This window comes from Candidatus Babeliales bacterium (assembly GCA_040879965.1).
Lineage (GTDB): Bacteria > Babelota > Babeliae > Babelales > JACPOV01 > JBBDJI01.
The window spans coordinates 14,234-39,159 of record JBBDJI010000011.1 but is presented as its reverse complement, the minus strand read 5'-3'; the positions used below and the strand labels follow the sequence as shown (position 1 = coordinate 39,159).

General features: G+C 32.0%; 24 protein-coding genes and 1 tRNA gene. 9 read left to right on the top strand and 16 right to left on the bottom strand.

Features of this window, described 5'->3' with window-relative positions; all coding sequences use genetic code 11:
• Positions 1–329 precede the first annotated feature (329 nt).
• From WDZ41_02160 to WDZ41_02110, 11 genes are all read right to left on the bottom strand, one after another.
• Positions 330–668 (bottom strand): hypothetical protein, encoded by a 339-nt coding sequence (locus WDZ41_02160; GenBank protein MEX0940136.1) that lies wholly within the window; start codon positions 666–668, stop codon positions 330–332.
• Positions 669–1,088: 420 nt separating this feature from the next.
• Positions 1,089–1,331, bottom strand: coding sequence for a GIY-YIG nuclease family protein (locus WDZ41_02155; GenBank protein MEX0940135.1), 243 nt, complete (start codon positions 1,329–1,331; stop codon positions 1,089–1,091).
• A gap of 175 nt (positions 1,332–1,506) precedes the next feature.
• Positions 1,507–1,583: transfer RNA gene (locus tag WDZ41_02150), tRNA-Arg, on the bottom strand.
• Between the two features lie 84 nt (positions 1,584–1,667).
• A complete protein-coding gene (locus WDZ41_02145; GenBank protein ID MEX0940134.1) occupies positions 1,668–2,066 on the bottom strand; it encodes a hypothetical protein in 399 nt (132 codons plus the stop codon).
• A gap of 85 nt (positions 2,067–2,151) precedes the next feature.
• Positions 2,152–2,598, bottom strand: a complete 447-nt coding sequence (locus WDZ41_02140) for a hypothetical protein (GenBank protein MEX0940133.1) — start codon at positions 2,596–2,598, stop codon at positions 2,152–2,154.
• Positions 2,595–4,109: a F0F1 ATP synthase subunit alpha gene (atpA, locus tag WDZ41_02135; protein MEX0940132.1), complete on the bottom strand. Its 1,515-nt coding sequence runs from the start codon at positions 4,107–4,109 to the stop codon at positions 2,595–2,597. The genes WDZ41_02140 and atpA overlap by 4 nt, the downstream gene beginning before the upstream one ends.
• Complete coding sequence (locus tag WDZ41_02130; GenBank protein ID MEX0940131.1) at positions 4,106–4,657, bottom strand: F0F1 ATP synthase subunit delta; 552 nt, start codon at positions 4,655–4,657, stop codon at positions 4,106–4,108. Before WDZ41_02130 ends, atpA begins: the two co-directional genes overlap by 4 nt.
• A gap of 6 nt (positions 4,658–4,663) precedes the next feature.
• Positions 4,664–5,146 carry a hypothetical protein gene (locus WDZ41_02125; protein MEX0940130.1) on the bottom strand — a complete coding sequence of 161 codons (483 nt, stop codon included), beginning with the start codon at positions 5,144–5,146 and terminating at the stop codon, positions 4,664–4,666.
• Positions 5,136–5,504, bottom strand: coding sequence for a hypothetical protein (locus WDZ41_02120; protein MEX0940129.1), 369 nt, complete (start codon positions 5,502–5,504; stop codon positions 5,136–5,138). Before WDZ41_02120 ends, WDZ41_02125 begins: the two co-directional genes overlap by 11 nt.
• Positions 5,505–5,512: 8 nt before the next feature.
• Positions 5,513–5,758 carry an ATP synthase F0 subunit C gene (gene atpE, locus WDZ41_02115; protein MEX0940128.1) on the bottom strand — a complete coding sequence of 82 codons (246 nt, stop codon included), beginning with the start codon at positions 5,756–5,758 and terminating at the stop codon, positions 5,513–5,515.
• 64 nt (positions 5,759–5,822) lie between these two features.
• Entirely contained in the window at positions 5,823–6,521 is a 699-nt protein-coding gene (locus WDZ41_02110; protein MEX0940127.1) for a deoxynucleoside kinase, read from the bottom strand.
• 201 nt (positions 6,522–6,722) lie between these two features.
• Here WDZ41_02110 and WDZ41_02105 point away from each other — a divergent pair, with 201 nt between their 5' ends.
• The 6 genes from WDZ41_02105 (at position 6,723) to WDZ41_02080 (ending at position 12,735) form a co-directional block, all read left to right on the top strand.
• A complete protein-coding gene (locus tag WDZ41_02105; GenBank protein ID MEX0940126.1) occupies positions 6,723–8,327 on the top strand; it encodes a hypothetical protein in 1,605 nt (534 codons plus the stop codon).
• Positions 8,328–8,352: 25 nt separating this feature from the next.
• Positions 8,353–9,009: a hypothetical protein gene (locus WDZ41_02100; GenBank protein MEX0940125.1), complete on the top strand. Its 657-nt coding sequence runs from the start codon at positions 8,353–8,355 to the stop codon at positions 9,007–9,009.
• A 9-nt stretch (positions 9,010–9,018) separates the two neighbouring features.
• On the top strand, positions 9,019–11,208 hold the full coding sequence (locus tag WDZ41_02095; GenBank protein ID MEX0940124.1) for an ATP-dependent RecD-like DNA helicase: 2,190 nt from the start codon (positions 9,019–9,021) through the stop codon (positions 11,206–11,208).
• Positions 11,199–11,873 carry an N-acetylmuramoyl-L-alanine amidase gene (locus tag WDZ41_02090; protein MEX0940123.1) on the top strand — a complete coding sequence of 225 codons (675 nt, stop codon included), beginning with the start codon at positions 11,199–11,201 and terminating at the stop codon, positions 11,871–11,873. Before WDZ41_02095 ends, WDZ41_02090 begins: the two co-directional genes overlap by 10 nt.
• Positions 11,870–12,436 carry a hypothetical protein gene (locus WDZ41_02085; protein MEX0940122.1) on the top strand — a complete coding sequence of 189 codons (567 nt, stop codon included), beginning with the start codon at positions 11,870–11,872 and terminating at the stop codon, positions 12,434–12,436. Before WDZ41_02090 ends, WDZ41_02085 begins: the two co-directional genes overlap by 4 nt.
• A 71-nt stretch (positions 12,437–12,507) precedes the next feature.
• Positions 12,508–12,735 carry a hypothetical protein gene (locus tag WDZ41_02080; GenBank protein MEX0940121.1) on the top strand — a complete coding sequence of 76 codons (228 nt, stop codon included), beginning with the start codon at positions 12,508–12,510 and terminating at the stop codon, positions 12,733–12,735.
• A gap of 15 nt (positions 12,736–12,750) precedes the next feature.
• Here WDZ41_02080 and WDZ41_02075 read toward each other — a convergent pair whose 3' ends face one another.
• A complete protein-coding gene (locus WDZ41_02075) occupies positions 12,751–16,323 on the bottom strand; it encodes a mechanosensitive ion channel domain-containing protein (GenBank protein MEX0940120.1) in 3,573 nt (1,190 codons plus the stop codon).
• The gene (locus tag WDZ41_02070; GenBank protein MEX0940119.1) at positions 16,316–16,903 is read right to left on the bottom strand and encodes a hypothetical protein; all 588 of its coding nucleotides are present in this window, start codon (positions 16,901–16,903) and stop codon (positions 16,316–16,318) included. Before WDZ41_02070 ends, WDZ41_02075 begins: the two co-directional genes overlap by 8 nt.
• Positions 16,904–17,069: 166 nt before the next feature.
• Between WDZ41_02070 and WDZ41_02065 the strand changes: the two genes are divergently transcribed.
• Both WDZ41_02065 and WDZ41_02060 read left to right on the top strand, forming a co-directional pair.
• Entirely contained in the window at positions 17,070–17,576 is a 507-nt protein-coding gene (locus WDZ41_02065) for a hypothetical protein (GenBank protein ID MEX0940118.1), read from the top strand.
• A 27-nt stretch (positions 17,577–17,603) separates the two neighbouring features.
• A complete protein-coding gene (locus tag WDZ41_02060; GenBank protein MEX0940117.1) occupies positions 17,604–18,170 on the top strand; it encodes a hypothetical protein in 567 nt (188 codons plus the stop codon).
• Between the two features lie 62 nt (positions 18,171–18,232).
• Here the strand turns inward: WDZ41_02060 and WDZ41_02055 are convergent, their stop codons facing one another.
• Positions 18,233–20,338 carry a M3 family metallopeptidase gene (locus WDZ41_02055; GenBank protein MEX0940116.1) on the bottom strand — a complete coding sequence of 702 codons (2,106 nt, stop codon included), beginning with the start codon at positions 20,336–20,338 and terminating at the stop codon, positions 18,233–18,235.
• Positions 20,339–20,449: 111 nt separating this feature from the next.
• Positions 20,450–22,258 carry a WD40 repeat domain-containing protein gene (locus tag WDZ41_02050; GenBank protein MEX0940115.1) on the bottom strand — a complete coding sequence of 603 codons (1,809 nt, stop codon included), beginning with the start codon at positions 22,256–22,258 and terminating at the stop codon, positions 20,450–20,452.
• A 215-nt stretch (positions 22,259–22,473) separates the two neighbouring features.
• Here WDZ41_02050 and WDZ41_02045 point away from each other — a divergent pair, with 215 nt between their 5' ends.
• Positions 22,474–22,902, top strand: a complete 429-nt coding sequence (locus tag WDZ41_02045; protein MEX0940114.1) for a hypothetical protein — start codon at positions 22,474–22,476, stop codon at positions 22,900–22,902.
• Positions 22,903–22,905: 3 nt separating this feature from the next.
• On the opposite strand, the gene uvrB is transcribed toward WDZ41_02045, so the two are convergent.
• Positions 22,906–24,870, bottom strand: coding sequence for an excinuclease ABC subunit UvrB (uvrB, locus tag WDZ41_02040; protein MEX0940113.1), 1,965 nt, complete (start codon positions 24,868–24,870; stop codon positions 22,906–22,908).
• Positions 24,871–24,926: the final 56 nt, after the last annotated feature.

The following is a 24,926-nucleotide window of genomic DNA, read 5'->3' as shown; positions in this document are numbered from 1 at the left end:
AAGCTATAAATATATAATAGAATTAATTTTTCTTTACCCACCCTCATCTTCGCCACACAATCCCTTATTCTTTCCAGCCCCTCGAGGTTTTTTGGCACCACTGCTTGTTGAGCGTCAACCAGAAGGCGGTGCCATGAACGTTGTGAGCAATGGGTAAAGAAGATTCTTCAATTGGCCTAGATTTATTTATCGTTTCTAGGGCTTTTTTTGAAGCCAAACTCTTAAATTACTTGTTTTTGGTGACAAAGTGTAGTTATTCATAGCAATATTATTACGTATTTTTTTTGAAATTGAGGCCAATAATATATAATATCATATTTAAAAGTTTTTTATTTTCCACGTTGAATAGCAGCAGCATAATTAAAATCGAAAAAATATTGTTGCCAATATTCATCAGTAGTCTGGTATTCATTCTCATAGATAAAATGATCTATGAGAGCCTCGCGAACTCGTAAAATTTCTTTTAAAGTTCCTTTTTTATTCTTAGGATCAGCAATCGTAAAATCCAAAAGCTCTAAAGCGCGTTCAAATGCCTTAATGCTGTAATCCAAATTTCCATTCTTTTTCCATTGAATGGCTCTTTCAATATCGGTACCGACATTTGCCAATTGCTCAAATATTGAAACCGTAAACCAATGGGCAAGTGTAAGATCTTTATGAATTTTCATTGCATCACCAATTTATGAACAATTTTTTTAATGATTTCTTGGATTTTTGGATCATCAACTCCACGAGTCCTATTACCAAAACCCGGGCGTAGGTTTATCATTGAGTCAAAGACAATAAAACCATCTTTTCAGATATTTTTTTAAGTTCGTTAATTGAGATTGCATCTTTTACTGTTTTCATTTGTTTCCTCAAAACCCCTACTAATAACAAATTTTTATTATTTTAAGAATAGCAAAAGATAAGAAAATATCTCGAGAAATAAAAATTGGCCGTGTCAGTCCAGCCTTTGCTTATCCATGCTTTCCAGCTTGGCAAGCTACGGCGGACAGCTTTCGCTTCCGTTTTAATAATGAACTTCTTTTATCCTTTGTCATTTACCTTAAAAAAACTGGTGTGCCAGCTGAAGCATTTAGCGAAAGCTATAACAATCGCTTATCCCTAAATGCCCTACCAGTTCCTGATTTTAAGTATGCTTCGAAATTATACGCTTTATCTTTTTTATCAAAAGCAATATACACCGTAAGCTTCCAAGGTTTGAATTTATTAGTATGAGATGTAGTGCCACAATTATGGTTAGCAAGACGCTTTTTCAGGTCTTGTGTACAACCTACATAAATTTGATCTGGATGGTTTATTGATTGAATAATATAAACATAATACATAAAAAAATTTTACCTGAATTGCCATTTCAGTCCAGCCTTCGCTTTATCCACGCTTCCCAGCTTGGCAAGCTACGGCGGACAGCCTTCACGCTTCCGTTTTAACAATGAACTTCTCTTATCCTTTGTCATTTACCTTAAAAAAACTGGCCGTGCCAGCTGAAGCTTTAGCGAAAGCTGGTGTGCCCGGCAGGATTCGAACCTGCGACCTACGGATTAGAAATCCGTTGCTCTATCCTGCTGAGCTACGGGCACGAAAATTGGGGGTAAATTTGAATTTATTTATAGTATACGGCAAAATTCAATTATCTCAATAATCTTAGTTATTCTCAATCCGGCTTATTTTCCAGGTGTAGAGTATTTTTGAATATAATGAATCGCTGTGGCAAATGAATCTCGTTTATCTCCAATCTTTAGGCATAGCCAGTCTTCAATATCATAGCGCTCATTCAATGTTTTCTCTACTAGTACAGGCTTATTGTTTTTTGAGCAGGATGAAAAAATTTTAATCTTTTTTTGATCTTCTTTTGACCAAGTTTTAAAATCAATAATGAATTCTTGCAAGGCATGATCTAATAAAGGAAAATTTAAATCATAAAGATCTTTCCAAATTTCTGCATCCTCTTTTTTTGCATCTGATTTCAGAATATTTACGGATTTAATCTTTTTAATTATATCTTTGCCACCATATAAAGGCAGCATCACAATGAAAATAAATAAACTCAGTATTTTTTTCATACTTTTTCCCTTTTTAATCTAAAAATTTATATTTTCGATAATTAGAATAGTCCGGTATTAATATTGAAACAACTGCTCTGAAAAATTATTCAATTTCTTCTTTTTGACGAATTTTTTGTAGCACATTCACAAAATGTTTTCTGTTATCATCGGTTAAATGAGCAGCTAACCAATCACTTAATGAATAATAATATTCTGGAAAGGATTCATTAAGGCTTGGATCAATTAAGTAGTCATTTGAAAATATTTTAATTTTATCTCTTAAAAAAGAAGGCCATTTTTGGTAATTTTCCACAAAATTTTGTACTTCAGAATCTAATTTGTAAAAACTTGTATTAAAATCATATTCGATTTCTTTTTGCTCTTTATAAACAAATTCAGATTTATTATTATCTTCTAAATCTTCTGCAAAATAAATTGGTGTAAAATTTAATAATGTCCCACTAACGAGCTCTTTTAAGCTTTGCATTGACCAAATATTTTGAAAAAATAAAAAAATTATTAAATTAATGGATAAATAAAATTTTTTCATAATAATTTAATTTGTTCTGGCACAAAAATTTTACTAAATTCTTTTGCAGTTTCAGTAAGTTTTTTTTGAACTTCATCAGATATATCTTTAGTAGTTAAAATTGTCTCATAAATATCTGGATAAACTGCACTTACATAGCTTACAAATTGTTCTGCAAAATTATTCACTTGATCTTTAGCAAGCTTATCTAAAAAATTTTCTTTTAATAAAAAAAGCATCAATGCTTGATCAACAAAAGAATATCCTTTAAATTGTGGCTGCTTCAGAAGCTCAACAGCAAGGGCTCCCCGCGCAAGCTTTTTCTGAGCAACCACATCAAGCTCAGTACCAAATTGAGCAAAATCAAGTAATTCATTATATTGAGCCAACTCTAATCGTAATGCTCTTGTCATTTTTTTTATTGCTTTTGTTTGCGCTGCGCCACCAACACGAGAAACTGATAACTCTACGTTGACTGCCGGCCTAATACCTTGATTAAATAAATGAGAATCTAAAAATACTTGGCCATCAGTAATCGAAATTAAATTTGTTGGAATATAAGCGGTAATATCATCACCTTGAATTTGCACAATTGGCAACGCGGTAATCGAGCCACCATCAGCTAATTTTCCTGCTCTTTCAAGTAATCGTGAATGTAAATAAAAAACATCTCCTGGATACGCTTCACGTCCTGGTGCCCGTCTTAAAAGTAATGACATTTCTCGATAGGCAATTGCATGGTTAGTTAAATCATCATAAACAATAAGCACATCATGTTTTTTATCCCGGAAATACTCTGCTATTACACAACCAACATAAGGAGCAAGATATTGCTTTAATGCAGAATCGGATGCATCAGCACTAACAATAACCGTATAATCTAATGCTCCATGCTGCTCTAAGGTATTTACAAAACGTGCTAAACTTGCCTGACGCTGACCAATAGAAACATATACACAAAGTACATCTTTTCCTTTTTGATGCAAAATTGTTTCTAATGCAATTGAAGTTTTACCAGTATTACGATTACCAATAAGTAATTCACGTTGTCCTTTACCAATTGGCACCAATGCATCAATAACCATTATGCCAGTTTCCAGTGATTCATTTACTGGGCTGCGTTCTATAATACCAGGTGCTTCAGCTTCTACAGAACGAAATTCATCAGCCTCGATAGGCCCAAGCGCATCAAGTGGTTTGCCAACTGCATCAATAATACGGCCAAGCAATTTCATGCCAACTGGCGCTTTGAATACGCCCCCTGTTCTTTTTACTACTTCTAATTCAGCTACTCCAATAGCGATATCTAAAAGAAATACTGAAACAAAATCTTCATCTAAATTGAGAATAATCCCTTTATTCCCACCTTCAAAAATAACTAATTCACCAAAAACAGCATCAGTTAGCCCATGCACTTTGCAAATATTATCTCCTACCTGGATAACAATACCAATTTCATCAAGTTTTTCTTGTGAAATATCAGCGAGTGCTTTTTCAAATAATGATATAAGATCGGAACTTTTTAATGTCATGAGAGTCCCTGCATGTTTAATAATTGTTCAGCATGGCGTAGTCGTTTTGCAATGGAATCTTCCCATAATAATGTTTCACTTTGCAAACGAATACCAGCAATTAATTTTCTATTAATATTTGTTTCATATAAAATTGTATTACCAGTCTTTTTTTCTAAAAAAGATATTATTTGATTCAGAACTTCTGAGCTCAAGGCGTATGAAGTCTGAATTTGAAATAAAATTAAATTATTACGTTCTTTATACGTTTTCTGAATATAATAAAAAACCTTTTCAAGCATAAATAAACGCTCATGTTCAATAAGCATATTGCTCAATTTTTTTAAAATAATAGGCAAATCAAATTTTTGGAAGATTAAATCTATCGCTTTTCTTTTAACTTCATTCATATCTGGAAGCTTGAAATGGAAAATCACATCAGATGATTTTGCTAAAAATTGTTGTACTTGCACAATCTTATAATAATCTTTGATGGTGATTTTATCTTCATATACATTTAAAAAAGCAACTGCATATTTACGAGCAAGTTTTATGTTATCTACATCCATTAGGACTTATTTTCCTATTTGATTAAGAACTTTATCTATATATTCTTGTGCCTCTATAGGACTCTGATATTTTTTTTTTAATTCATCATAAGCTTTATCAAAAACGTCTGGCAATAATTCTTGTTTTAAAAGTTCTAAACTATAATTTTGCTCTTGCTGATCAATACGTTGTGCAATATGAATGCTAATATTTTTTTGCTGCTCAATTTTTTGAAGTTCTTTTTGCTGGATATATTTTTGCCATTTTACAATATTATTTAATAAATATTGGGCATATGTTTCTTGACTTGCTATTTGAGTAATTATTCTATCTTTTTGATCAATAAGCGATTCTTTATTTATTCTTAAGTTTTGCCAAAAAATCTCTTTTTCTTTTATACGTTCTTTAATTGAACTGAGTATATATTTCTGAAAAAGATAAACCGAGCCCGCAACAATTATACTAAAATTAATAAGCCTAAATATAATTGCAATAATATTATTTAGCATAGGGTATCACCTTATTGACCATATATTGCGCTAATTTTTCAATTTTTTGTTCTCGCTCTTGCCTGCTCATAATAGGCTTATGAATAGAAAGAGCCGATGGCGCTGATGGTACAATTTTTTTAAGCATAGGTATATGCTCTGAAAATATACGTTGATGATTATACCAATGTTCTTGCATTTCATTTTCTTGCGCTAAAACTTCATTTCTCTTTTGCGCTATATCAGTCATTAAATTTGCTTGCTCATCTTGCTCTTGATAAATAAGTTTTACTGCTTTTTTAAGTAAAATACGATCAACCAGGATATATACAAAAACAAAATTTAATATTTGAATAAACAACGTACCATTCAGCATCATATTATCACTTAGCTACCGAACCATAAAATTGCGCCAGAAATCAATAACGCATAAATGGCTGACGATTCAATGATACCCATTGCCAAAAGCATAGTTGTTCTTATATCACGCGCACTTTCTGGATATTTCCCCATATTCTCACATGCTTTAGCACCAACTAATCCTTGGCCATATGCTGGCGAAATGCTTCCTATCCCCATAGTTAAAGCTGCTCCAATAAACGCTGCAGCTTTTGCGATAAATATACCATCCATTGGCATCCTTTCAAAGAGAAACTTATTAGAATTTTATTCTAGTTTACTCTAATTTTACCTCATTTTACAAGGCAATTTCTTGTATTTTCTTTTTAATATTGTTTTTTTTTGGAATATTTAAAAATTCACTAATACTTTGCAAATGTTTTTCTTGCTCTTCGATATCATGTTCAAAATCTTTGTTACATTCCAATATAAGAACAGGTACGTCGCGGTATTGCTCATTTTTTCCAATTAACCATTTTTCATGTTTTGCATGAATTTTTTCAAGGTATTCCAAAGAAACATTAACTTCTTCTGATCGATTTCTTTTTAATAATCTTTTATAACAAACCGCTGGATCTGCTTGCAAATAAATAAAACCTTTCATTGGTGACACATATGCATCTACTAACCAAGAAAACCATTCTTTATATAATTGCCACTCTAATGCACTCATAATACCAGACTCATAACAATTTTTCGCAAAACAATATCGATCAGAAAATACTGATCGCTCTAAAATGTTAATCGAAGATAATTGTTGATTTTGTTGTTGGGCCAAGATACGCGAAACAAATGCATAGGTTTGAAATGTATATGCCCAGCGCGGCGTATCAGTATAAAATTTTTCTAAAAGATTGTGCCCTCCAACATTTTGCCATTTTTCGTGTGGCTCCAATACAATATTGACAGGTAGCCATTTTTGTATAATTGATAAAATTGTAGATTTACCTGCTCCAATGTTCCCCTCAATTGATATATTGATTGTTGAATTCGACATGCATAAACCTTTGCATCAAAAATAGAATTTGTATTAAAAGAACTTATTTTTTTATATTAACTCATTCAAAATGAAAAGCTACTAAATTATTGTTTTTGCCAAAACAGAGAAAAGATGCTACTTTATTAAGGTTTTTAATTAAGAAATTTCACGATTATTCAATAAGTTTATTCCAGACATTAGTTTTTTTTAGGTTTTACCATGAAAATAAATAAAAAAAAGTTGTATCTTTTTCTCTTTTTTGTCTCTACCTTACAAAGTAATGATGATTTGACATCCGGTTTTGATTCAATTTTAGATAACATGGAAGAAGATATTACGTTTCCCGATTATGATAAAGAAAAATATACTCCTGAACGTACTGTAAAAGCTTTTACACGATCTTGCAGCCTTGATCCTGATGGCATTTTACCGTTGCAAGACTTGCTGATGCAAGATATTTATAAATTTACTCATCCTATCAATCAACGATCGTTACTTGATTATCCTATAGGTTATTTTTTTTCTTGTTTACCCCCATCTTGGTTTTGCAAAACATGGCAATTCTCTACATATGCATATTATAACCAAACTTCTAAATGTAATTTTACTAAAGATGGTACCGGTATTTCATCATATCTTAACTTTGGTATTGCAAATTTAATTCCTGATCTAGAAGAATTTGGTTTAGATATTAATATACCTCGTGTTTTATCTCTTTTTGAAGATCTTAAATTACAAGAACGGCGTGCTGGAGTTATGTTTGGTGCACAACGCAGAAAAAATAATTTTTATTTAGAATTTAGATTGCCATTAGAATATTTAATAAGAAACTTTTTTCTTAACGATGCTGAAGTGAGAGAAATTCAAGCTGAACCAATTTTTAATGATCAAGATCCAGGAACTGATGACAAAGAAGAAGTACATCGCTTTGCACGAGAACATTTAATTGCTGATCGCTTAGGTTTTGGTGATACCCGAATTAATATTGGACATATTGCAATTGATAATCCACGATTACAATTTATTTATGGACTTGAGTCTACTATTCCTACTGCTTGTTCGATCAAAAAAGGCCTGTATGGTAATCATTTTCCTAAAAATATGCGTATTCCAAAACTTGATTTAATGGGTTTGCTTGATTTAGTGGGCGAAGATATACCGCAAGCAGAAACACAAGGCGGCGAATTTTTAGTTGGTGCACTAGATAGACTTTCGCGCATTCTTTTAGAAACAGGTCTTGGTAATAATGGCCATATTGGACTCGGCCTTTTTACTTATTATGATTTGTGCGTCACTCCTAAATTTCATTTTAAAACTCGTGCCAATTTAGAATACTTATTTCCGGCCTTAGAAGAACGCTATTATATAAAACGAAAAAACCCCGCCGATTTTGCACGACTCGAAAATCCAGACCCTAATAATTGCGAAGAAGATTTAGCATTTATCGAACGGCAGTTAACTGAAACTTTTTTCCCCATGGGTTTCACTACTGTGGTATTCCCAGGATTTCTTTTTAAATTATCTACGGCTTTAACAGGTACTATGGCTAAATATTTCCAAATTATGCTTGGTAATGATATTTGGTGGCAACAGCAAGAAAGTTTTGGCAAAATTTTTGCACCACCTGCAGAACTTAGTCAGCTTAGAAAAAATCTTGCAATTAAGCCTGGTGCATTTCAAAGTAAAGCTTTTGGCTCAATCACTTATTATAGACATGGAAAATGCTGCGACTGGTCACTTTCTTTATATGGTGACCGAACTTTTTTACGTTCTGGCATTGGAAAAGATTTCAATCTTGCTATACGATTTGAGATGTTACTCTAATTAAAAAAAATAAAGGAGAATGCTTATGAATTCCACAAATAAACAAGTATTGATATTACTTACTGGCTTATCATTTGCCAGCTCGACAATATCCTGCAATATGCCGTCTGGGGATGTACAGGCAGAAAGGCCTATAAAAGTACCCGATGGTATTGATGGAAATCGGCTGGGTATTAATGGGCATGAAATAAGAAATTTGATGTATATAAGAAAAAAAGTACAAGATCAATTACATGGCACACTCGATCCAGTGACTAAAGAACGTACGGGTATATACATTTTTCAAGGACAATATCATAGCATAGCAAGTCTCACTCAATTTGAAAAAAACAATCCACATATGACAACAGCAGTGCGAGTACAGTTATATAGTTTATTAGAAATAATAAAAGCAGATTTTGTTAAAATAGCTGATCCATTTGTAAAACAAGCCTATGGTGTTAAGGGCATAACTTTGAAATTTATGGAACAATGGTCCACGTTGCATAATCGCGAAAATAGTTATTTGCTCGTATGGGGTAAAGAAAAAGATGGTCATGAATTTGAAACATTTAATCGTGAAACCACTACATTTGTTCATTTGAATGATTTTTGCACTGATCTTATTAGTTTTATATCAGACTTAATTCAAAGTTGCCCACGCGCATGGAAACAATTTCTTGAACTACAAAGGAAAAAATAGTTATTTCTCATGAATCCACAAGAAGAAGAATTACAAGGAACCGTTGATCGTTTATTATTTAAAAGCCCAGATTCAGGGTACTGTGTTTTAATTTTACAAATTAATGATACACGGTCAACGGTTGTTACTGGTTCTTTTGGTTCTATACAAGCGGGTGAACAAGTAACTCTCAAGGGTTCTTGGATTACCCATGCTAAATTCGGTCGACAATTTCAGGCTACTGGTTGTATTCAACAATTACCGACAACATTATTAGGTGTACAAAAATATCTCGGTTCTGGGCTTATTAAAGGCATAGGAAAAGTATACGCAAAAAAATTAGTAGCAAAATTTGGAACCGATACTCTTGCTATCATTGATAAAAATCCCGAACGATTGTCTGAGATTCCTGGTATTGGTGCTAAACGTATTGAGCTTATCAATCGTGCTTGGCAAGATCAAAAAGAAATATCTTCCATAATGATATTTCTACAAGAAAAAGGAATTTCTCCTGCGTTTGCCGCAAAAATTTATAAAAAATATGGCCAAAATTCAATTGCCGTCTTAAAAGAAAATCCATATCGATTGGCCGAAGAAATTTGGGGCATTGGTTTTAAATCAGCTGATATGGTTGCTCAGCAACTTGGTTTTGAAAAAAATTCAATTAAACGGGTAAAGGCTGGTTTTATCTATTCTATTGGCCAGGCAACTAATAATGGTCATTTATATGTACAATTAGCAGAACTAAAAAATAATGTTAAGGAATTATTAGAACTTGATAATCAGAGCGATGATTTAATTGTAAAAAATGCTTTACATGAGTTATATGAATCTGAAAAAATTAAACTTATCTCTCAAGATAATCAGCATTTTATAACACTTGCACCGTTTTATTTTTCTGAAAAATCACTTGCTCAAAAAATACTTAGTTTATGTGAATTTAAAACGCCATATCAATTTGATATTGATAAAATTTATACTTCACTCAGAGTGTCAGATCAACATAATGTGGCACTTAATGAAGAACAGCAACATGCTATTATTACTTGTTTGCAACAAAAAGTCAGTATAATTACGGGCGGTCCTGGTACAGGAAAAACAACTTTAATTAAAAAGCTTCTTTCGATTCTTGATGAGCATAAAATTACTTATAAATTAGCTGCTCCCACTGGCCGTGCTGCAAAGCGAATGATGGAAGGTACTGGACGATATGCTGCAACTTTACATCGATTATTAGAATTTGATGTAAGCACTATGAGTTTTACCCATAATGAGCAAAACGCCCTTAAGCTTGATTTTTTAATTATAGATGAAGCATCAATGATTGATACTTTTTTGGCTCATGCAGTACTGAAAGCAATGCCATTAAATGCTCATCTTATTTTTATTGGTGATATTGATCAACTGCCTTCAGTTGGTCCAGGTAGTGTATTAAAAGATCTTATTAATAGTAACAAAATAGCACAAGTCAAATTACAGCATATTTTTAGACAAGCACAAGATAGTCTTATTATTATCAATGCGCATAAAATCAACAATGGTGAATTTCCTACCTCAAAATTGCCTGATTGCAAAAAAGATTTTATTTATATCAAAGAAGAACAGCCTGAAGAAGTTTTTAATCATTTAAAAAAAATATATTCTCAATTAAATTCTCGTTTTAATATAAAAAATCATAACGATAGCATTGTATTAGTTCCTATGAATCGTGGAATTGTCGGCACTTTTAAATTAAATCATGATTTGCAAAGCATTTTAAATCCAGAAAACTATCCTCAGCATGTTTCGTATGCGGGTAATTTATTTAAACCAAAAGATCGCGTAATGCAAATTCGTAATAACTATGATAAATCAGTATTTAATGGTGATATAGGCTTTATTGAGTCAATTGATCCAGAAGAACGGACGTTACAAGTTAATTTTGATGAACGTTTAGTTGAATATGCTTTTGATGAATTAAATGAACTCGTTCATGCTTATGCAATATCAATTCATAAAAGCCAAGGCTCGGAATATGATGTCGTAATTGTTCCTATTTTTATGCAACATTTTATGTTATTACAAAGAAATTTAATATATACGGCTATTACGCGAGCAAAAAAATTATGTATTTTTATAGGACAAACAAAAGCACTAGCGATGGCAATTAAAAATAATAAAACAGTTATTCGTAAAACATTTTTGCAAGAATTTTTAACAACTGATTTAACATGTCGTTAAAATTGTGGCTATTAATAAGTTTTTTCTTGTGTACTTCTTTACATTCTTTTTCGAGTTTCAATAAATTTTTTACCGTTATGCTCGGCTTACCAAGTAATGAAAAATATATGGCCGGCAGAACAATTGATGATTGTTTTGAACGTGGCATCGCCTTACAATTTGCTGAACAATTAAAGAAAAACTTAGAATTTTACTCTGGTATACGCGTTATTGTATCGCGTTATACTGAAAAAAATATTGAATCTATGCATAATGCCAATTTTGCAAACCGTCTTAATGTTGATCTTTATTTAAGCCTTCATTTTTTTGAAGAAAAACAAGAGAAACCTACTTTAAATATCTATCGTTTTCTTTACCATCCGGTAATAGATTACTGGCCTTTACAATCTCCTCAGTTAAGCTTTATCCCCTATGATCAAGCTCATCGCCAGATGATTAATATTACACAATCGTATACTGAAATTTTTTTTAATACGCTGCAATCTTATCAAGCTCTATTTGAGATAAAAGGAATTTTTGGATTACCCTTTAAACCATTAATAGGTATAAAATCACCAGCTTTTGCACTTGAGGCGAGTTTAAAAGAAAAAGATTCGTGGAAGCTTTATGTTGAGCCAATGACGACCGGTATTGTGGAAGTTTATAAACGAGCAATAAACGCATGAAACTTATATATTATCTTTGGTTAATTCCATGTATGTTTTGTATTGGCATTCTATATTATCTTATATCGAATGAATTTATCACTATTCGTTCACCTTTTTCATTTACTCATCTTACGGCTACTGATAAAAATCAGATTAATATAATCAAAAAAAAAACTTCTCTTTATTTTTGGCATAATGAAAAATGGCAACATGAAGATATAGATCTTATATGGCCAGAAGAAGTTTCTCCGCAATTAACTTATTTAATCAATTCTTGGCTTGCCCTTATTACCGAAGAAGAAATTAATCAACGATACATTGTATTGCAATCAATAACCCTTAATGAACAATTAGAAGCCTATATTTCTTTTAATCGAAATCCTTTTAATAAAGCTATGGCCACTTTTGAAAAATGGTTATGGATTGAGGGGCTTATGAAAACAATTAGAGAAAATGGAATATCACTTCAAGGACTTTATTTTTTAGTGCATCACAAACCATTGATAGATCCTCATCTAGATTTTACTAATGCTTGGCCATTAACAGGGTTTCTACCCTCTACTAACCAAGAATCTATTTAAGCTGATTTATAGATAAAATATTGCAATTTTCCTCTTGTTTTTGCTATTTTAAATAAAAAAGGGAGAAAAAAATGGCTTTCTATACACAAATCTTTGATCGCGAATTTCGTGGCGTACTTTTGATAGTATTTGGGGTTATTTTATTGCTACATACCCTTAATATTTTAGAACAATGGCTTAATTGGTTCTTAATATTTTTCTCAATTGCACTCATTATTTTTGGGGTACTGGAAGCACGTATCTGGCAAAAAACATTGATTTTTATCAGAAGAATACGGCCACCTCAATCAGAAGAATAATATTAGAAAAAAATCTTATTGTTGCGGTTGTTGTTGGGTAAAAACTTCATCACGCAAAATAAGGCGTGTTGGCATTGCAATACGAATATCTTTTTCTTGTAATGCTCGAATAACAGAAAAACGAATATCTGAAGCAATATCCCAGCGCCGAAGAATATTAATATTACTGATAAAACCACGAATCATAAAGACAAAACCATATTCTCCAAATTCATGTAAGCGAATAATTGGTCGTGGGCTCTTTAAAATATCAGTATTTTCATCAAGAACACGATTAATAATTTTTTTAACTTGTACTGGATCAGCATGATAAGAAATAGTTAAATAAATATCTTCAATGGCAACAAAATTTCGTGCATAGCTCCAGTTGTTAATCGGATGCGTTAAAATCATTGAATTTGGTAAAATTATACTATAACTATCTTTCCGGCGCAATATTATCGAGCGAGGCGTAATTTTACGTACTACACCTTGTACGTCTTGAGAGATCATAATATAATCGCCAATCTGAATAGGCCGTTGTACTAAAATAATAAAATAAGATATAAAATCACCAACTGGTTCTTTTAAGATATAAGTAATGGAACCAATAACCAAACCGATTGCAATCAATAGGTTAGTAAGTCCGGCCCATGAAAAGCCTAAATAAATTGCAACAATAAGAATTAAATACCGCGTAATACTATTCACGGTATTTTGAATACCTACATCTACTGGTAAAATATCAAAAATACGTTGCAATACAAAACGATTGAAAGCAATGGCAAGTAAAAATCCTGCAATAATAAAACTTAAAACTACTAAAAATTTACGCGGTGTAAACCAAATCGGTTCGCCCTGCTCCATTTGGCCGGTACTAAAAATATGAAAATCAAGAACTTTCCATATATCTTCAAAAACAACCGGAAAACCCCAAACCTTAATACCAACGGCAATACCGATAATAATAAACAATAAAAACAAGGTAATAACAAAAATACCATACCAAGTTTTGGCATAAGCAAAACGCTCTTTTTTTGTTTCCTCTTCAGTAGAAAAAAAGATGACTTCTGAAGATTTTTTTGCATAAGTATGTATTAAATACAAAGCATAAATAAGAAAAATACTACCTAAAAGCCCCCAAACAAAATAAGAAACTAAATTACGATAACCACCAACATATGGGTCACTTAAGATCATTATGGCAATAATTACAAATAATAATGGATAATAATAATTTTCAATAATGTAACTTATCCAATTCCAAAATCCACCACGCTTAGAAACAAGCGCTAAAATTTCTTCTTTGCCTATAGAAAAAATAATTAATGTTCTTAATACAATTGAATAAGCAGCTAATAAAATATTTGGCAACTCTGATTTATGAATAGTCGTCAGCATAAATGCTTCACGGAAAAACAAAAGAATTATAGATATATAGAAAAAGATAGAAGTTACTATTTCAAAACGTCTTTCAAATTGCTCAGTAAATATAGGATAATCTTGCTGTCTATTGCAAGCAACAAAAAATTTAATAAACCGACGGCTTATAAAAAGCAAATATGGTATAGAAATAAGATAAAAACTTATCCGCAAAAACAAATCGGGTATTATTTCAAAATAAACAGCAATGAATAACACCACCCATAAATATACCGTTGTTAAATTTCTATTAACAAAAGCAGCGACACATCCTAAAATTTTTGTGGAGACTGTTAAACCTCCAATGGTCGGATTTAAAGCAAGAAGTTGTTCTTTGATAAGTGGCAACCGCATTTTTAATGCAAAATAACATACAATAATAAGAATTATAAAAAAGATAATAAAAATTAATTTACCTGGTGCATAAAAAAGCTTCATTGCACTATTAATAATACTTTTCCAGGTTAAAGTCGTAATGTAAGTAGTGCTAATTTGCCAGAAATCACTTACAAAATAATTAAGATCAGGAATAATATTTTTTATTCCTTGCCAAGAAATCGCATACTGAGACCGCTGCCAAATACTTTTTGATTCGAGTTCTGAAAGTATAATACTTATTTCTTTGGCCGTATTATTTAAATTAGAGGCTGCACTCGCATATATTTCAAGAAGCTTACCAACCATATCAATTTGTTCGCCAATGATTTTTTCTGCTTCAGAAAGACGAGATAAGCAAGAATTATAACGCAAAGGAAACCGTTTAAAGACGCCATCTTTTTCTTGCTGAACTTCTTGAATTAAATTTCGTAAATTATTCAACTCTTTATTTTGGAAATTAAGTAAATTTGTTGCCGCATTTCTTCGATCTTGAAAAGTATTTAATTCTCTATTAATTTCGGCTTCAAGTTCTCGAAATCTTTTTAATTCTTGTAGAATCTCTTCGCCTTCTGCCACTTTACGTGAAGATAGGTTATGCCAGGTTTCTAGAAAAGCGACTTTGATTTCTTCTCTTCTAAATCGTACATCTTCAAGTTGAATTTGTGCCCGTAAATATTCAATTTTTCGATCTAATAATTGTACCTGTGCATTTTTAAAGCCCATTTCACACAATGCACTATATGATTCCAGCGTTGGAGTTTCTACAGACCATGTTGCAAACTCTTCTCGCTCTAAAATTGGTAATTTATATCGTTTGCTTATAGCTTCAAGTTCTTGACGTAATTTTTCACGCATTGCTGATAATTTTTTTATCTCATCATAATGCGTTTCTTTTGTAGCTAATGATTTTTGTTTACGTTTTTCGAGATTTTCTCGCGCATCTTGTATTTCTGCTTCAGCAATTCGCAACCCTGATTTTGCCCGAGCAAGATTATTTTTTAATATCTTAAGCTTTTCTGATTCAATAAAAAGGTTAGTATTAATAAACGATATTTTACGCGAAAGCGCTTGCGTGCGGAGTTCTGCCAATTCTTGCTGATAACCTTCGAGTGTTTTTTCTAAATCAAGCAATTCACCACGCTCTTTAAATCCTAATTCGCCTTCTTTTTTTTCTACTGATGTTTTTACGGCAAATTCTTCTTGTTCTTTTTTCTTTTCTTGAAAGCTTTTAGTAGTAGAGATAAGTTTCTTTTTTGCATTTTCTAATTCAATAGAAATATCGTTTTTTTGAGTCTGTAAAATTTTTAAACGATCTTCCTGATCAAATACTTTTTTTATCGCATTTTGGACAATTTCATATGAATAAAAAGAACGAGGCTCTAGCACTAAGGCTTTAAAAGAAGAATCTTTTTTGTATTCCTCTAATAATTTGACATGTTGTTCAACCGTTGTGAGTAATTCTTTATAGATAAATTGGATATTAAAAAGAACCTGATAAATTTCATTTAATATTGAAACTTTTTTATTTAAAAATTCCTGTTCCGTTGCAGCAGCCTCTTTTAATTCAGCTTTTGCATTTGTAGTCTGCTTATTAATTTGTTCTAATTTTTCCTGAATTAATTTGAGCTTCTCTTGTGAAGCCGCTTGCAACTTAGTATATTCTTCTTTTAAATGAGTTAATTGTTCTTCTCGTTCATCCCGCTCAGGAACAAAAATTTTTGAAGTATCAATTAAACCAGCTGGAAGCAGAGGCCTTCCTATTCCAACTAACAATATGGATGTTAAAATTATTTTTATGATTTTACGCATTATACGCCCTAAACATAGTTTTAAAGTGAGCATTTTGGGGATGTGTTTGCAAACATGCCAAAACCCATTGCTCTAGTATTTCTTCAGATAGCTTTACTGTTTTTTTCAACATAACGTCAATAGGCAAAGAAAGCAAATTATCCCACGAATCATATCCCGGAATATCAATTTCTGGATAAACACCCAATGCACAAAAAAAACGTACCAAAAAAAGCTTTTTTTGTTTATTTGTCTGCATTATTGGAGCAGACCCTAATAAGTATTGTACTAAATTAAAAATATCATCTGCCGCACAATTTAATGGCAAAAAGTAATAACAAAGCTCTAATACTTGATGATAAAAATTAATATCCTGCCGTACTATATCAAATGGCATATCATAAATAACCATTTGCTCAAGCTCATACCAAGAATTGCGATATAATGGATAATAACACATTAATACCCCTGCTGACAACTGTGACATTTTACCAAATTGAAAATAAGTCGCCTCTATTTTTCCTAAACTCTCATCTAAAATAGATATTTTTTGTTTTTTGGGCATGTATGATCGTAATACAAAACCCTTATGCTGCAACATTGTGTTCTTTCACATTAAAAAAAATTTCATATTTCATTAGTTTATCGCACCTATCAAAACATATCTAGAAAAAAAAAATCAAAACTATTGTGATTGTAAAATTCTATCTGTATTATTTTTATTAGGAGTATAAAAAATATGATTCAAATACAAAATGGAGTGTTCAATGAGAATGAAACTATGGTTACTGTTATTAACGAGCATGACAATGTTCATGCATGCGCGAGAATATCAATACGTCGGCACTTATATTCATCCAAGCTTCAGAAATTTAACTGGCCCAGAAAAAGAATCATTTAGAAGAAAAGAATTTCTAAGACCATCATTTTCTTATACTAGATCTGGCATACAAACAACAGTAAATGGGCGCCGTGCAATTAAGAGTTATTTTGATATTTCAAAAACAAAAGGCCTTAAAGATGCAGGTTTTTCTATTCAAGAGAGTACTAATGAATTGGGTGAGCGACAATTTACTTTATGTTTAGATAAAAAATTTTTTGGTAGTTTTGATCCTCAAATATGGGGACCAAAGGGAACTTTTCAAGGATCTTCTATTGAAGAACAAGGAGAGCAATATTGCTATCTATTAGAATATGAACAAGTTCCACTTGAAGAAGAACAAACGGTATCAATTGTAAGAAAAAAAAGAAATGTAAGAGAAAGAAAGAAATAAATCAATCTAAAAACGAAGGAGTTTTTTATGAAGAAGCTGCAATTAACTATGTTAACAATCTTAACGATTGGACAATTATCGCTCGTTGCCCAAAATGATGATTTTCCTAAAATCATCAAGCGAGTAAATGGTATTCCTATGCAAGAAACTGCACCAATCAAAGGTATAGCAAAAGAAATTCTTGATGAAATTCATGGAAAAATTGACGAGTTAATGAATAAATATAGCAATATGTATCAAAAAGTATGCATAGAAGAAGGCAACCTAGTACCAGCAAATTATGTTGTGAGATATAAAAATATGCGTTCTAAAAAAGAAGGTGAACAATGGTGCTATATTTCTGCAGCTAGAGAACAAGCAACCTATGTAATTAACGGAAGACAAGTAAGTTTTCTTGCTGAATTAAATGAATTTATACAAGGTTTAGCACAAGAAAGCAACTTGCTAGTATTACATACTCAAAGTGGTACACGTGTACCGGTAGGTATGGAACTTATCAAATATAATAACCCTGCATATACAGGCCGATTCGCTAGAGTTGGCGCTGGATTATCGGAATTCACATTATATTTAAAAACGCCATACCGAAAATAAAATAATAGTCACTCCACCGATAAAAAGGACGTTTGTTGCCGACACAAACGTCCTTTCTTTTTTTATAACCCAAGATCTTTAAAGAATGCTTTAGAATTTGGATCACGTCCTAAGAAATCTTTTAATAAATCATTAGGATCTTTGCTGCCACCTTTTGCTAAAACTTTCTGCGCATATTCTTGGCCTATATCTGGATTTAATAAACCATGTTTTTTAATATGATTAAATAAATCTAATGCAAATACTTTTGACCACAGATAGCCATAATAGCGAGCACCATAACCAGTTAAATGACCAAAAGATGCGGGCATATGGTTTTCTTCATAAAATCTAATGTTTGGCAAAAGATTTTTTTGATGGGTTTGCATAATCCCTATAATATCTTTCTCATTGCCCGGTGCGTAGTAATCAAGAGACATCAATGCATAAAGCGATTGCAGCAATACCCAAGACCCAGAACTAAAGTTTTTAAGCTCTAAAACCTTATTAATAAGCTCATCAGAAAGTTGTTCACCTGTTTTATAATGACTACTCATTTGTTTTAAGATTTGTGGATCCCACAGCCATTCTTCAAGCATTTGAGATGGCATCTCAACAAAATCGGTTTTTACGTTAGTACCAGAAAAACCTGGCATTTCAGTTGCACCAAGCAAGGTGTGAATAGCGTGACCAAATTCATGGAAAAAGGTTCGCACATCATTGAGTTGAAGCACTGAAGGCTTTGCCGCTGTAGATTTTGGGAAGTTTGCAATCACTAAAGCAACAGCTGGCTTATAACCTTCATTATCTTTTGAAGCAGATACAATGCTTATTTGACACGCATGAGAATATTTATGTGGACGTGGATATAAATCGAGCAATAAGTAACCTAATGTTTTAGTATCACCCTTTTTATATACTTCTACCAATTTTACTTCATCATCCCATAAGCCTGTTATCGGTGTTTCTTTTAGATCAAGATTAAAGAATTTTTCATAAATCCCTAAAAGACCCGGAATTGTTTTTTCCATCGGAAAATAATTTGCCACTTCGCGGTCATCAAGTTGATAGTGTTTCTTTTTAAACCATTGTTTAGCATAAGCGCCATCCCATGGTTGCATTTTATTACCATCAACAAGTTCTACTGAAGGCGCTAAATCCGCTTTAAGTTGTTCAAATTCTTGTAGCTCTTTAATTTTTGCCTTTTCAATAAGATCATTTAAAAAACTACGAGCACGCGCAGGCGATTCAACCATTTCATCATCGATATTAAATGCAGCATAACTTTCATAACCAAGTTCTTTTGCAAATTCATTGCGCAATGCAATTATTTTATTAAGAACTTCAATATTTGCTGGATATGCCCGATTTAAAAATTCATGATAAAGGCGTTTTCTCGTTTGGGAAACGGAGCAATGTTCCATTATTGGGAAATAAATTGGATATTCGGTCTTTAGAATATACTTATCATCTTTAGTACGCTCTAATCCATTAATAAAATCTTCATCAAGCCCTGCCAATTCTTCACGCGTCACTTCAATTGACCGCAAATCAGCATTAATATTTTTATCGAAATCTACACTTAATATTGAAAGCTCTTTAAGCATTTTACTAATTTTTTCACGTTTTTCTGCCGGTAAGTGTAACCCAGCCTTTTTGAACCCTTTCATACTTTCTTGCAAAAAGTATTGTTGTTCGCTTGTGAGATTTTCTTTTTTTGCATTCCCTTCAACATATGCTTTGAATGCTTTATACAAATCCACATTTTGGCCAAATACATCTACAGCAAAATGGCTCAATTCAACTTTCGCTTTATTTATGGCATCACGTAATACATCGTCTTTTGTTACATAAGATAAAGTTGCTATGGCGCTATTTGGTACTGAAAAATGCACGGATCCTGCATGATCAAGCGCTCGAGCGGTATTTTCAAAAGTTCGTTGATCATTGGGTATAGCGATAATTTCATTCACTTCTTTAAGCGCTCGCGCTTTAGTAGATGCTACCAGGTGGTTTAATTCACTCACTGTTTTTGGAAATAATCCCACAACCTGAATTTTATCAGTTATAACGTAATCTTGCGGCACTATTGTCATTTTTATCATATTTTTTTGGTAATAATTAAATCCAATTGCCATAGTTAGCCCTATCGCTCCAATTAATAATAACCATAATATATTTGTCTTCATCATAATTCCTATTGTATGTGTATTCATTTATAATTCAATATTTTACTCTACTAACCTATCAATAAAATTAATCAATATCTTCAATCTGATTTTCTTCTTTTTTAAGCTCTTTTAAATCTTTTGGCAAAACTGCTTGTTCTTGCCCAAATGAACAAGCAAGAGATATTTTCTTATTAATTTATCTGCATATTTTTTTTGTATTTCTTCTGGCAACCCATCAAATATATTGATCAATGCTTTATTATGCCTCACACATAATTCTAGCTTATTTTCTTGTTCTAAGAATGCAATTAACATAAGTTCTTGCATTGATAAGCCTTGAAGCGATTCATCAAACGGTAATTGGTTTAAGGTTATAGATTTTCTTGAAAGATCAATAAAGTCTGCACTATTTGGATTAAAGAAAACATTTTCAATTTTATCTAAAATCCAATCCTTATTTGAAATAATTTCAGTGATAAGTCGTGGTATACTTTTTTCAGAAATATCCCAAATATTTAGATTATTTCTCGTGTCAACTACAATTAATAATGGCAATTTTGGATGTAACGCTAATATCCTAATATCACCATAGGAACTATCAAGATTCCCTTTAGTTAGTATTCCAGTAAAACTAGTTATTAATTGTAGATTCCCCATATCTGAAACATTCAATATTTCAATTTGACCATCTGCATATCCAAGAAATAAAAGCTCATGTTGATTATCATAGATAGTTGAAGTTATTGTAGATTTTGTCCATTGATTATCATTCTTATTCTTATTGATGGAACATTGATTTGGAAGTTTTAGACGTTGAGGAGCTTTTAAGTTTTTTAAATCCAACAATGAAAAACTATCTCCAATTAAAACAGCTAAAATATTGGGTTTTAAATAAGTTAGTTGACGAATTTCTTCGAAACCTCCTAATGATACGGTTTTTATTCTTTGTATATTTTGTTGATCTGAAATATTATAAAAATCTATAGAGCCCTTTCCATATGCTACTGCCAAGGTCTTGTTATCAATATCAAAAGCAATTGCAGTAATATTATCTTCTATCAGTGCTACTCGGATATTTTCTTTATCTTTAATATTGAAAACACTTACTTGATTGGAAATCGCCGTAGCAAGCAAATTACCATCAGAACTTATTGCTAATTGTATAATATCCTGAGAAATTGGAATAAGTGTAGTAACCTTGTAATTAGAAATATCAAGCTGTTTAATAGATTTATCTTGTACAAATAAAAGATTATTATTATGAAAAGCAGTCGGCATTGACATTAAAAAACTCCTGCGTTCGCATTCTATTATTGGAGTAGTAGATTCATAGTGCAAATTGCTTATCCCAAGTTGATTAGTCATTGCTTGTTTTACTTTTTTTTCTAAATCATAATCTATTTTAAAAGGCTGAAAAAAAGCAGCCTCAGAACTATTGATAAACTTTTTTAACATTGTTGGAGATAATAATTTTTTAGCCATTGGTTCAGGCAAATTTTGATAAACTACTGGAATATCAAAAAAATCGGCCAGCTCAATTAAATTATTTATGGTTTTATCATCATTTTGCTGCAAAATATTATTTAATCGATTTTGTTTGAAACTTTTACTTAAATGCAATAACGCCAAAAGAGAGTCTTTTTGTTTGTTTTCAATTGATGGTAAACTAAAAATTATATTTTGGTTTTTAGAACCCATTTCTTGATAATCTTCCATTAAACTTGTCAATAAACCACTCTGAAGAGCCTCTTGCTTTGAAATGTTCATAATTGAACCATCAGTCAATTCAATTTGGACCGAATTGCGCATTAGGTTTGATTTTTCAGTCCCTATCTTATGAAGTCGATCAAACTTCTCTTGCAGGGCCTTATTTGATGGTATTTCCATGCCAAAAGCAGAAGCTGTGACCATTATTGATAAAATTAATAACTTTTTCATTCTTTCCTCTTTAAAATCCAGATATTTTTAAACTTATTTTTTTAATAATTATTTTCTATTATATAGAAAGATTTCTATTTGTAAATAACCCCAGGGCTTTTTTATCGATACCTGGAAAACAGGTATAAAAACTCAAATTTCTGTCAAAAAATAAAAATCTTGCCTAAAGATGCTTTTTTTAGTTATATCTGAAACAAAGAAGAAAGGATTTTATTATGAAGTTTTCCCATATATTCTTATTATCTCTTACAAGCATTCTATCACTAAATGCGGTTGAAACTAGAAATACTGATAAAATTACGCCAAAAGTAGGTGATACATGCAAAGTAATGTCTGGGCCATATAAGAATAGCATGGCAACCATTATCGGAATAGAAATACTAAGCAAAGAAGCAATAAGCAAAAATGATCAATTATACGATTTACTACTGGGTCGGCTTAGTCGTTTACGAGGAGAAAAGAAAAGAACATTATTCAAATCACTTTCTCAAATTTTAGGTAAATCAGATAAAATCAGTGATCTTTATGATCATCTTCCGGTAAAAATAAGAAATATACCTATTTATCAAATAACTATTCAAAATGTTATTAATAATTCTAATGATTTTTGTTATGTGGAACCAGAATGGGTGAAAAAACAATAATTTTTATAATGCTATTTTTTTTAATTCATTAAGCTGCTCGCGTAATGCGATCGCTTTTTCAAAATCAAGCTGTTCCGCTGCTTCGTGCATTTCGCGTTCAATTTGAAGCATCTCTTTTTGAAGCACTTCAGGAGATTGTTGATTAATTTTAGATTTCTTTTTCTTTTTTTCTGATGCTTGTGCAATAGCTGCTTGTAAATTTGTAATTGATTTGCTTACTTCTCGCTTTACACTTTCAGGCGTTATACCATGTGCCTCATTATAAGCATGCTGAATAGCACGCCGACGAGTAGTTTCATCAATCGCTGCTTGCATCGATTTTGTCATTTTATCAGCAAATAATAATACTTTTGATTCTGTATTTCGTGCGGCACGCCCCATAATCTGAATCAATGACCGTTTATCACGCAAAAAGCTTTCAACATCAGCATCCATGATTGCCACTAATGCTACTTCAGGTAAATCGATACCTTCTCGCAATAAATTCACGCCAACTAAACAATCAAAAATACCTAATCGCAGTTTTTGTAATAGCTCCGTACGTTTTGGTGTTTTAAGCTCACTATGCAAATAACAAACACGAATTTGTTGCTCTTCTAAATAGGTTGCTAACTGCTCTGCAAGCTTTTTAGTCATTACCATTACTAAAGAGCGAAATCCTTTTTCTTTTGTTTGTTTAATTTGCTCAATAAGATGCTTCATTTGATTTTCACGCGGATGCGTTTCAATAACTGGATCAAGCAAGCCAGTTGGCCGAATAATTTGTTCTACCATTGTATCTGAATGCTTTAATTCATAATCTCCAGGTGTTGCGGAAACAAATACAGCATCATTAAAATATCGTTCAATTTCCTCAAACTTTAATGGTCGATTATCTTTTGCTGATGGTAATCTAAAACCAAAATCTACTAGTGATTGTTTACGAGCCTGATCACCATTATACATACCACGTAATTGCGGTAATGCTATATGAGATTCATCAATAATTAAAAGAAAATCTTCAGGAAAGAAATCAAATAAACAATGCGGCGATTCGCCTGCTTTTCTGCCATCAAAATGGGTAGAATAATTTTCGATCCCTGAGCAATAACCTATTTCTTGCAACATTTCAAGATCATGAGAAACTCTTTGCCTTAATCGTTCTTGATATAATGGATTTGGCATTTTTGGCAACCATTCATCAAGCTCCGCTTGAATGCTTGCAATAGCACTATCTTTTTTTTCTTGAGTCGTTACAAAATGTTTTGCGGGAAGTACTATTGTATTATCAAGCTGCATAACCACATTATTATTGAATTTATCAACCCAACTTAACCCTTCTATAGTATCGCCAAAAAGCTCTATCCGTAATTTTTCTTTTAAATAGGGTAAATTTATCTCAACAGTATTTCCTAAAACCTGAAAAGAGCCCGATTTTTTATCAACTTCATTACGTTCGTACTGAATAAACAATAACATATGAATTAAATCTGAACGCTTCAGCGTTTGCCCTACTTTTAATTGCAAGCTCAATTCGCGATAATCAGTAGGATTACCAAGAGAATAAATACTCGAAACAGAAGCTATCACTATAGTATCTTGTCGATTAATCAATGAAGCAGTCGATTCTACTCGAAGCCGTTCAATCTCAGTATTTATTTTCGTTTCTTTAGGAATATAAATATCTTGAGCAGGCAGATATGATTCCGGTTGATAGTAATCATAATAGCTGACAAAATAACAAACCTTATTTTCCGGAAAGAATAAGGAAAATTCTTCGTACAGCTGAGCCGCTAATGTTTTGTTAGGAGAAAGCACCAAAACCGGTTTGCTTTGATTTGCAATCACATTGGCCATCGTATACGTTTTACCTGAGCCAGTAACCCCCACAAGGGTTGATTTTCCTGGTCTAGCAGCATTTAGTTGCTGAATGGCTTCTGGTTGACTACCTGCTGGCGGAAATGGTGTTTTTAATTTAAAAATACTCATAGTAATTTTATTTTATCATATTAAAGATTTTTTGCTAATTTTTCATTGATTTTTAT